Consider the following 9,937-nt stretch of genomic DNA (forward strand, 5'->3'; position numbering starts at 1 on the left):
TTGTATCCCCGTGTACAGGCCCTCAGGCCGAAAGCGGCAGCTCCAGCTGCGCGCACAGGCCGCCGCCGTCGCGGTTGGCCAGGCTCAGCCGGCCGCCCAGGGCCTGGCTCAGCTGGCGGGCGATGGCCAGGCCCAGGCCGGTGCCGCCGGTGCTGCGGTTGCGCGAGCTTTCCACGCGGTAGAAGGGCTTGAACACTTCTTCCAGCTCGGCTTCGGCGATGCCCGGGCCGCGGTCCAGTACACGGACATACAGCATGCCGCCGTCGCGTCGCACTTCCAGTTGCGCGGCGCCGGAGAACTTCAGCGCGTTGTCCAGCAGGTTGCCCAGCACCCGGCGCAGGGCATGCGGGCGGGTTTCCAGGGGCACGCCGGCGCGGCCTTGCAGGCTGACCTGCTGGCCGGCGTCCTGGTAGTCGAGCACCAGGCTGTCGAGGAAGGCGTCGAGGTCGACGCGACGCTGCGCCTCGCTGGCGCCGTCCATGCTGCGGGCATAGGCCACGCCTTCGCGGACCAGGTGCTGCATTTCCTCCAGGTCGCTCCACAGGCGCTCGCTTTCCGGCGACGGGTCCATCTGCTCGACGCGCAGCTTCATGCGCGTGATCGGCGTCTGCAGGTCGTGGGAGATGGCCGCCAGCAGTTGCATGCGTTCTTTCAGGTAGTCGCCGATGCGGCCCTGCAGGGCGTTGAAGGCGCGGGCGGCGTAGGCCACTTCGTTCGGGCCGTTCTCGTCCAGCGGCGCGGCCGGGGTGTCCGGGTCGAGGTGGTCGACGGCCTGGGCCAGGCGCGTCAGCGGGCGGATCGCGGTGCGCACCGCCAGCCAGGTGCAGGCCAGCAGCACGGCCAGCTGCAGCACCAGCACCACCGGCAGCCAGCGCGCCACCGCCGCCACCCCGCGCGGGGTGACGTCGATGGTCAGCGGCCTGCCGTCGGCCAGGCGCAGGTGCGCCTGGAAGTGCGCGGCGGGGCCGGGGAGGGTTTCGAAGCGAAGGGCGTAGCGCGAGCCGATGGCGCTCTCGATGCTGGTCGCGGCCATGGGCGCCTGGGCCATGTCCATGGCCTGGCCGGGTTCGCCTTCGTCCAGGCGGTAGCGGTAGTTGGGGCGCTCGACCATGGGTAGCCACTGCTCGCGCTCGTTCGCCGGCAGGCGGTCGAGCAAGGCGACGGCGGTGCTCACGTCGCTTTCCAGGTTGCCGAGCATCATGCTCCGCGCGCTGACGTAGCGCTCGTAGAACTGCGAGCTGAAGGACAGGCCGTAGGCCAGCACCAGCCCGGTGAGGAAGATCAGCGCCAGGCGCGCTGCCAGGGTGCGGGGCATGGCGGTCACCCGGCGGGTTCGATGAGCTGCACCGGCAGCGAGAAGACGTAGCCTTCGTTGCGTACCGTCTTGATGCAGTCCGGTTCGCGGGCGTCGTCGCGCAGGCGCTGGCGCAGGCGGCTGACCAGCAGGTCGATGGAGCGGTCGAACACGTCCGCCTCGCGGCCCTGGGTCAGGTTCAGCAGCTGCTCGCGGCTGAGCACCCGCTGCGGGTGGTCGAGGAACACCCGCAGCAGGCGGTACTCGGCGCCGCTCAGGGCGACCAGGGTGCCCTCGGCGTCCAGCAGGTGGCGCGCGCTGGTGTCCAGGCGCCACTGGCCGAAGCCGATCAGCCGGCTGCTCTCGGTGATCGACAGGTTCGGCGGCAGCATGCGCGTGCGCCGCAGCACGGCGTTGATCCGCGCCAGCAGCTCGCGGGCCGAGAAGGGCTTGGTCAGGTAGTCGTCGGCGCCCATTTCCAGGCCGATGATGCGGTCGGTCTCGTCGTTGCGCGCGGTGAGCATCAGCACCGGGGTGGCCTTGTGCTTGCCCACCCGCAGCTCGCGGCACAGCTTCAGGCCGTCGTCGCCGGGCATCATGATGTCCAGCACTATCAGGTCCACGGCGTTGGCGTCCAGGAAGGCGCGCATCTGCCGCCCGTCCGCGGCCAGGCTGACGCGCAGGCCGTTTTTCTTCAGGTAGTTGCCGACCAGCTCGCGGATCTCGCGGTCGTCGTCGACGATCAGGACGTGATCGACGTGTTCCATGGGGCTTCCTCGTGGGCTTCGCTCGTGAGGCTGAGTGTATAGGGCGGGGCGGCGCTTGCCTGCCGGGCTTTGTATTCCACTGTATCTGCGAGGTACCTGGATACCTGGGGCGGCATTCGCCGGGCGTGGCGGACACAGGCGCGATACCCGCGGCCGGTGAAATGGGCACCAAGCGGAAGGCACAAGGCCTCCGTGCCACGAACCCACCACCGAGGATACCGCCATGAAAACCCTGACCCTTGCCGCCGCCCTGTTCGCCTTCGCCGCGCCCCTGGCCAGCTTCGCCGCCAGCGCCCCTGCGCCGGTGGAGCAGTACCACTATGGCCAGCACCTGGACGTGAAGAAGGTCCTGGCCCTGCACGAGGAGCCCGGCAGCTGCCAGGTGGTGCAGGCGCGCATGGACTACCTGGACTCCAACGGCCAGCCCCACAGCCTGGCCTACCAGAAGTTCTCCAGCGACTGTAACGAAGGCGGTTGATGCACCGTGCCCTGGCCAGGGATGGCCATAACGCCCCGATCCCCCTGCAGACGAGGTCGCCATGCTGCTCATCGCCTTTCTCGGCGGGGTGCTGACCCTGCTCAGCCCCTGCATCCTTCCCGTATTGCCGTTGTTGTTGCAGCGCGCCGGCGGGCCGGCCTGGTCGCCGCTGCTGACCCTCGCCGGCCTGGCCAGCGGCTTCGCCGTGCTGGCCAGCCTGGCCGCGGTTTCCAGCGCCTGGGTGGTGGAGGCCAGCGAGGTCGGCCGCTACCTGGCGCTGGGCCTGCTCGGGCTGTCCGCCGTGGCGTTGCTGTCGCCGCGCTTCGGCACCTGGCTGTCGCGGCCCTGGGCCTGGCTCGGCGACCGTTTGCACGGCCAGGCCCGTGGCCTGCCGCCGGCGCTGTCGGCCTGGCTGCTGGGCTTCGCCGCCGGCCTGCTGTGGGCGCCCTGCGCCGGGCCCATCCTCGGGCTGATCCTCTCCGGGGCCATGCTCCAGGGGCCCAGCGCCTCCACCAGCCTGCTGCTGTTGGCCTACGGGCTGGGCAGCGCCGTCGCCCTGGGCGCCGCATTGTTCCTCGGCCGCGGCCTGTACCAGCGCCTGCGCCCGTCGCTGGGAGCGCTGGAATGGCTGCGCCGCGGGACTGGGGCCCTGGCCTTGCTGGCGGTGGTGGTGATCGGCAGCGGTGCCAGCGCGCAGCTGGTGGGCCCGGGCTCTTCGCGGGTGCTGGCCGGCCTGGAGCACAAGCTGCTGGACGGCGTGCCGAAGCTGCTCGACAGACTGATGCCCACTGCAAGCGCCGCTGACCTGGCCGATATGGGCGCCATGCCCAGCCTGGACGGCGCCGTGCAGTGGCTCAACAGCGCGCCCCTGGCCAGCGCGGACCTGCGCGGCAAGGTGGTGCTGGTGGATTTCTGGACCTACGACTGCATCAACTGCCAGCACAGCCTGCCGTACGTGAACCAGTGGGCGAAGCGCTATGCCGACCAGGGGCTGGTGGTGATAGGCGTGCACACGCCGGAATACCCCTACGAGCGCATCCCGGCGAACGTGCAGAAGGCCGTGGAACGGCACGACATCCACTACCCGGTGGCGCTGGACAACCAGTACCGCATCTGGAACGCCTTCGCCAACCAGTACTGGCCGGCGCACTACTTCATCGATGCGAAGGGCCGCGTCCGCCACCTGCACGTGGGCGAGGGCGACTACGAAGGGCAGGAGGCGATCATCCGCCAGCTGCTCGGGGAGCGTGCGCAGCCGGCGGGCTGACCGGGGAGGACGGGCAGGGCGACCGCCCCGTCTGGCCGTCGCGCCTCAGTGCGGCGCGCGGCGGATGGTCTTGAGCAGGTCTTCCGGGCTGATCTGGCCGACGATCTGCTCCACCGCGCTGCCCGGCTGCGGCAGGTCGAGGATGTGGCCCTTCATCTTGCCGATCACGTGCATCTCGCAGGGCTTGCAGTCGAACTTCAGCGTTAGCACCTCGTCGCCGTGCACCAGCTGCATGGGCGCGACCTTGGTGCGCACGCCGGTGACGCCCTTGGCCTGCTTCGGGCACAGGTTGAAGGAGAAGCGCAGGCAGTGCTTGGTGATCATCACCGGCACTTCGCCGGCCTCCTCGTGGGCCTCGTAGGCCGCATCGATCAGCTGCACCCCGTGGCGGTGGTAGAATTCGCGGGCCTTGTGGTTGTACACGTTGGCCAGGAACGACAGGTGCGCCTCGGGGTACACCGGCGGCGGGTTCGTCTCGGCCTTGCGGCTGCCGCGCGGGTGGGCGGCGACGCGGGCGGCGGTGAGCGCCTCGATGGCCTCGCGGCGCAGCGCCTTGAGCTGCGAGTTGGGGATGAAGAAGGCCTGCGGCGCATCCAGCTCGATGCTTTCGGCGTGGTACTGGGTGGTGCCCAGTTGGCCGAGCAGGTCGTGCAGTTGCTCCAGGGCCTGCTCCGGCTTGTTGGCCAGGCCGAAGGGGCCATCCAGGGCGACGCTGGCGCTGACGCCTTCCTCGCTGGTGGCGGTCAGCTCCAGGCGTTCCTCGCGCAGGCGGGCCACCCAGGAGAGGCCGACGCGGCGCTCGGCGGAGGTCTTCAGCAGGGCCTGCTGCCAGTTGTGGTCGAGGTTGCGCGACAGCGGGTGGTTCGGCCGCAGGCGGTACATGCCCTCGGGCATCTCGTTGGGCTCGACGCGGTAGCGGTAGCGCTTCTCGCCATCTTCTTCGAACTCGCTTTTCAGCTCGGCGATGTTGGCGCGGAAACCCACCACCTCGCGCTTGACCAGCACGTTCAGGCCGTCGCCGTTGGACAGCGGCTGCTCGGTGGCGACGATCAGGTCGCGCTTGCCGACCTTCTCCACCACGCCCACCGGCAGGCCGGTGAAGGTCGGCGAGTCGAAGGCGCCGATGTCGATCTTGCGCTCGCTGACGAAGTAGTCGGTGCTGCCGCGGTGGAAGGTCTTGTCCGGGTCGGGCAGGAAGAAGTGCTCGGTGCGGCCGCTGGAGGCGCGGGCCAGGTCCGGGCGCTCGGCGAGGATGCCGTCCAGGCGCTGGCGGTAGTAGGCGGTGATGTTCTTCACGTAGCCCATGTCCTTGTAGCGCCCCTCGATCTTGAAGGAGCGCACGCCGGCGTCGACCAGGGCGCTGAGGTTGGCGCTCTGGTTGTTGTCCTTCATCGACAGCAGGTGCTTCTCGAAGGCCACCACGCGGCCCTGGTCGTCCTTCAGGGTGTAGGGCAGGCGGCAGGCCTGGGAGCAGTCGCCGCGGTTGGCGCTGCGCCCGGTCTGCGCGTGGGAGATGTTGCACTGGCCGGAGAAGGCCACGCAGAGCGCGCCGTGGATGAAGAACTCGATGGCCGCGTCGGTTTCGTCGGCGATGGCGCGGATTTCCTTCAGGTTCAGCTCGCGGGCCAGCACCAGCTGGGAGAAGCCGGCCTGGTCGAGGAACTTGGCCCGGCCCAGGGTGCGGATGTCGGTCTGGGTGCTGGCGTGCAGCTCGATCGGCGGGATGTCCAGGTCGAGCACGCCCAGGTCCTGCACGATCAGCGCGTCGACGCCGGCGTCGTGGAGCTGGTGGATCAGCGCGCGGGCCGGCTCCAGCTCGTCGTCGTGGAGGATGGTGTTGATGGTGACGAACACGCGCGCGTGGAAGCGGTGGGCGAATTCCACCAGTTGGGCGATGTCGCTCACCTCGTTGCAGGCGTTGTGCCGGGCGCCGAAGCTCGGGCCGCCGATGTACACGGCATCGGCTCCATGCAGGATGGCCTCGCGGGCGATGCTTACATCGCGGGCAGGGCTGAGCAGTTCCAGATGGTTCTTGGGCAGGGACATGGTTTCTTCTTCATCAGGCGTGACACGGCAAGGCGCGCATTGTAGCGGCGAAACGCCCGCCGGGCACCCGTGCGCTGCCCGGTGGTGGCGCCGCCCGGCGGGGCGCCGGACGGCGAAGGGGCCCGGTCAGGCCCTGGCGGCCAGCGCGGTGACTTCCACGCGCATGCCTTCCACGGCCAGGGCGGCCACGCCGACGGCGGCGCGCACCGGCCAGGGCCTGGCGAAGAAGCGCTGGTACACCTCGTTGAAGGCGGCGCGATCGGCCATGTCGGTGAGGTAGATGGTCAGGTGCAGCACGCGATCCATGGAGCTGCCGGCGCGCTCCAGGGCGGCCTTCAGCGCGCGCAGGGTGCATTCGCTCTGCTCGACGATGCCGCCCAGCTCCAGGCTGCCGTCTTCGCGGGTGGGAATCTGGGTGGAGACCAGCAGGCCGCCGAAGCCGGACACGTCGGAGGAGATCGACTCGGGATCGGCGTCGGGGAGGAAGGTGAGGTCGTTGTCAGCCATGGGGGCCTCCTTGTGCGGGTGATACGAGGGGCGGCAGCTTACCCGCCGGGGCCCGCGGCGTCACCCGCGCGGGCCCGCACACCGGACAACGCCGGGCGGGACGTAGGGCGCATGACGCCTACGGCGTTATCCGCCGTTTGGCCTTGATGCCCGGCGGCTCCGGGGCCGACCTTGGCGTTGACTGTGGCCGCGGTGTAGCGGCGGATAACCGCGAACGGTTATTCGCCCTACGCCCAGGTCAGTGGTAGAACGCCGAGGGCGCCACGCCGAACTGCCGGCGGAAGGCCGCGGCGAAGGCGCTCTGGCTGTCGTAGCCGTGCTGCAGCGCCACCTGCAGCACCGGCAGGCCCTGGGCCAGGGCCTCCAGGGAGAGCAGCAGGCGCGCCTGCTGGCGCCAGCGGCCGAAGGTGATGCCGGTGCTGCGCTGGAAGCGGCGGTGGAAGGTCTTCGGGCTCATCGCCAGTTGCCCGGCCCAGTGCTCGGCGCTGCCGCCCCGGGCGGGGTTTTCCGCCAGGGCGCGGCAGACCCGGGCGATGCGCTCGTCGTCCGGCCAGGGCAGGTGGAAGGGCAGTACCGGCAGGCTGCGCAGTTCGTCGAGGAGGAAGCGCATCAGGCGGCCGTCGCGGCTGTCGCCGGCATAGCGCGCGGGCACCTGGGTGGACGCCTGGATGAGCTCGCGCAGCAGCGGCGACACGTCGATCACGCAGTCCCCGGCGGGCAGGCCGTCGATGGCATCGGGGTTGACGAACAGGCTGCGCACCCGCGCCACGCCGCGCATGCGCAGCGAATGCTCGACGCCGGCCTGCAGCCACACGCCGCGGGTCGGCGGCGTGACCCAGCGCCCGGCCGGTGTCTCCACCACCAGCACGCCCTCGATGGCGTAGATCAGCTGCGCCCGCGGGTGGCTGTGGGGCGGCACCACGTGGCCGCTGGGGTAGTCGATGGCGACGCCGGTGACCGGCATCTCCAGGGATTCGTAGGGCAGGCTGGCGTGGTCGACCATGGGGCGCGTCCGTTGCGGGGGAAGGGCGAGCTTAGCGCAGGATGACCCTTTCGCGACAACGATGGACCCTTTGGCGCGGGTTGGACGACTGCGCCCTGCCTATCCTGGGCCCGAACACCCGTTCGAGGCCAGACCATGCAAGCGAACCCACAAACCAAGTACCGCCCGTTCCCCGGCATCGACCTGCCCAACCGCCGCTGGCCGTCGCAGACCATCGCCCAGGCCCCGGTGTGGCTGTCCACCGACCTGCGCGACGGCAACCAGGCGTTGTTCGAACCCATGAACCGCGAGCGCAAGCTGCGCCTGTTCGGCGAGCTGGTGCGGCTGGGTTTCAAGGAGATCGAGGTGGGCTTCCCGGCCGCCTCGCGCACCGACTTTGAGATCATCCGCCAACTGATCGACGAGGGCGGCATTCCCGACGACGTCACGCCCATGGTGATGACCCAGCTGCGCGAGGACCTGATCGACGAGACCGTGCGCGCCGTGGCCGGCGCGCGGCGGGTGATAGTGCACCTGTACAACGCCATCGCCCCGGTGTGGCGGCGGGTGGTGTTCGGCCTGTCGTTGGACGAGGTGGAGCAACTGGTAGTGCGCCACGTGCAGTTGCTGAAGGACAGGGTGGCCGCGCACCCGCAGACCGAATGGGTGCTGCAGTACTCGCCGGAAACCTTCTGCATGGCCGAGCTGGACGTGTCGCTGCGCATGTGCAACGCCGCCATCCGCACCTGGGACGCCGGGCCCGGCCGGCCGATCATCGTCAACCTGCCGACCACCGTGGAAGTGGCTACGCCCAACGTCTTCGCCGACCAGATCGAATGGATGCACGAACGCCTGGAGCGCCGCGAGCACGTGGTGCTGTCCGTGCACCCGCACAACGACCGCGGCACCGGCGTGGCCTGCGCCGAGCAGGCGTTGCTGGCCGGCGCCCAGCGGGTGGAGGGCTGCCTGTTCGGCAACGGCGAGCGCAGCGGCAACCTCGACCTGGTGACCCTGGCGCTGAACCTCTACACCCAGGGCATCCACCCGGGCCTGGACTTCAGCGACATCGCCGGCGTGGCGCGGGTGGCCGAGGCCTGCACCGGGCTGCCGATCCACCCGCGCCATCCCTACGTCGGCGATCTGGTGTTCACGGCCTTCTCCGGCTCGCACCAGGACGCCATCGCCAAGGGCTTCGCCGCCCAGGACCCGCACGGCTTCTGGGAGGTGCCCTACCTGCCGGTCGACCCCAGGGACCTGGGCCGCACCTACGACAGCATCGTGCGGGTCAACAGCCAGTCGGGCAAGGGCGGCATTGCCTACCTGCTGCAGCGCGACCATGGGGTGGTGATGCCCAGGCGGATGCAGGTGGAGTTCAGCGCCATCGTGCAGAAGCAGGCCGACAGCAGCGAGACCGAGTTGAGCAGCGGGGAACTCTGGCGGCTGTTCGAACGCACCTACCTGGCCCCGGCGCGGCCCGGCGGTGAGCTGGCCTACGTCGGCCACCGGCTGTTCGAGGCCGATGGCGGGCAGGGCATGGTGCTGGAGGTGGAACTGGCCGATGGCCGCCGGCGCCACCTGCAGGGCGTGGGCAACGGCCCGATCGACGCCTGCGTGGCCGCCCTGGGCCTGCCGATCCGCGTCGACGGCTACGAGGAGCGCAGCCTGGGCGGCGGCGCCGACGCCCAGGCCCTGGCGCTGGTGGAGGTGGCCTGGCCGGGCGAGGCCGGCACGCGCTTCGGCGCCGGCAGCCACGCCAACATCGTCAGTGCCTCGATCCAGGCCGTGCTCTGCGCCGTGTCGCGCTTTGCTGGGAGTGGTGAGTTGCTGGGGGACGTGTAGCGACTGGAGTGGCTTTTCGTAGGAGCGAGGGGGACGCCTAGTTCTTGCTCGCGAACGGGGTGGCTGTGGTGTCGGGTTCAAGAGCACCCTCTCCCTAACCCTCTCCCTTCAGGGAGAGGGTTAGGGAGAGGGTGCAGAGTCAACCGAGTGCACTGAAATCACAGTGAAGCCGGTTCGCGAGCAAGCTCGCTCCTACGAAGAGCGCCCCGGAGCGGCCTACGAAAGCCCGCTGCCCACTAAAGCGGAAAAGGCCGCAACCGCCCCCGCGCACCATCCACCTCAAGGGCACCCAGCACCAGGCGGCTGACGCTTTCGGCCACGGCGCGGTAGTCGGCTTCCGCCGGCCGGGTCTTGCCGGTGATCAGCGAGGCCTGCCAGCCGAAATGGCTATGGGCCTGGGTGGCCGACCAGAGGAACAGCAGCAGGTGCTGCGGGTCGGCCGGGGCGATCAGGCCGCGTTCCATCCAGCTGCGCAGGCAGGCGAGGTTGTCCTGCGCGGCCTGGCGCAGGCGTTCGCCACAGGGGGCCGGCAGTTGCCGGGCGCCCAGCAGCATTTCCCCGAGCACGGCCTTGTAGGTGTGCGGGTGCTCGTGGGCCACGCGCATCCGCGCCTGGATGTAGGCGGGCAGGGCCTGCTCCGGGGGCAGTTCGGCGCGCAGCAGGGCGGCGGCTTGCAGCAGGGGCTCGACCAGGGTTTCCAGCACCCGCGCGTAGAGGTTCCGCTTGTTCTGGAAGTAGTAGTAGACGTTGGCCTTGG

9 protein-coding genes are annotated in these 9,937 nt (G+C 70.1%); 3 read left to right on the forward strand and 6 right to left on the reverse strand.

Annotation, left to right across the window (positions count from 1 at the left end; genetic code table 11):
* Positions 1 to 22 precede the first annotated feature (22 nt).
* Complete coding sequence (locus tag DK254_RS03435; RefSeq protein WP_109932963.1) at positions 23 to 1,315, reverse strand: HAMP domain-containing sensor histidine kinase; 1,293 nt, start codon at positions 1,313 to 1,315, stop codon at positions 23 to 25.
* Positions 1,316 to 1,320: 5 nt separating this feature from the next.
* Positions 1,321 to 2,061 carry a response regulator gene (locus DK254_RS03440; RefSeq protein ID WP_109932226.1) on the reverse strand — a complete coding sequence of 247 codons (741 nt, stop codon included), beginning with the start codon at positions 2,059 to 2,061 and terminating at the stop codon, positions 1,321 to 1,323.
* Between the two features lie 223 nt (positions 2,062 to 2,284).
* Here DK254_RS03440 and DK254_RS03445 point away from each other — a divergent pair, with 223 nt between their 5' ends.
* Together DK254_RS03445 and DK254_RS03450 are read left to right on the forward strand one after the other, a co-directional pair.
* On the forward strand, positions 2,285 to 2,539 hold the full coding sequence (locus tag DK254_RS03445; RefSeq protein WP_089394325.1) for a DUF2790 domain-containing protein: 255 nt from the start codon (positions 2,285 to 2,287) through the stop codon (positions 2,537 to 2,539).
* A 61-nt stretch (positions 2,540 to 2,600) separates the two neighbouring features.
* Positions 2,601 to 3,806 carry a cytochrome c biogenesis protein DipZ gene (locus DK254_RS03450; RefSeq protein WP_109932228.1) on the forward strand — a complete coding sequence of 402 codons (1,206 nt, stop codon included), beginning with the start codon at positions 2,601 to 2,603 and terminating at the stop codon, positions 3,804 to 3,806.
* 45 nt (positions 3,807 to 3,851) lie between these two features.
* Here DK254_RS03450 and DK254_RS03455 read toward each other — a convergent pair whose 3' ends face one another.
* The 3 genes from DK254_RS03455 to DK254_RS03465 form a co-directional block, all read right to left on the reverse strand.
* Positions 3,852 to 5,852: a U32 family peptidase gene (locus tag DK254_RS03455; RefSeq protein WP_109932230.1), complete on the reverse strand. Its 2,001-nt coding sequence runs from the start codon at positions 5,850 to 5,852 to the stop codon at positions 3,852 to 3,854.
* A gap of 126 nt (positions 5,853 to 5,978) precedes the next feature.
* Positions 5,979 to 6,359: a RidA family protein gene (locus DK254_RS03460; RefSeq protein WP_109932232.1), complete on the reverse strand. Its 381-nt coding sequence runs from the start codon at positions 6,357 to 6,359 to the stop codon at positions 5,979 to 5,981.
* A 238-nt stretch (positions 6,360 to 6,597) separates the two neighbouring features.
* Complete coding sequence (locus tag DK254_RS03465; protein ID WP_109932234.1) at positions 6,598 to 7,362, reverse strand: helix-turn-helix transcriptional regulator; 765 nt, start codon at positions 7,360 to 7,362, stop codon at positions 6,598 to 6,600.
* Between the two features lie 135 nt (positions 7,363 to 7,497).
* Here DK254_RS03465 and DK254_RS03470 point away from each other — a divergent pair, with 135 nt between their 5' ends.
* Positions 7,498 to 9,180 (forward strand): 2-isopropylmalate synthase, encoded by a 1,683-nt coding sequence (locus DK254_RS03470; protein ID WP_109932236.1) that lies wholly within the window; start codon positions 7,498 to 7,500, stop codon positions 9,178 to 9,180.
* Between the two features lie 236 nt (positions 9,181 to 9,416).
* On the opposite strand, the gene DK254_RS03475 is transcribed toward DK254_RS03470, so the two are convergent.
* The coding region (locus tag DK254_RS03475) for a TetR family transcriptional regulator C-terminal domain-containing protein (RefSeq protein WP_218281392.1) at positions 9,417 to 9,937 on the reverse strand (521 nt) is incomplete at its 5' end.

Origin of the sequence: Pseudomonas sp. RW407, assembly GCF_003176655.1 — a bacterium.
Lineage (GTDB): Bacteria > Pseudomonadota > Gammaproteobacteria > Pseudomonadales > Pseudomonadaceae > Pseudomonas > Pseudomonas delhiensis.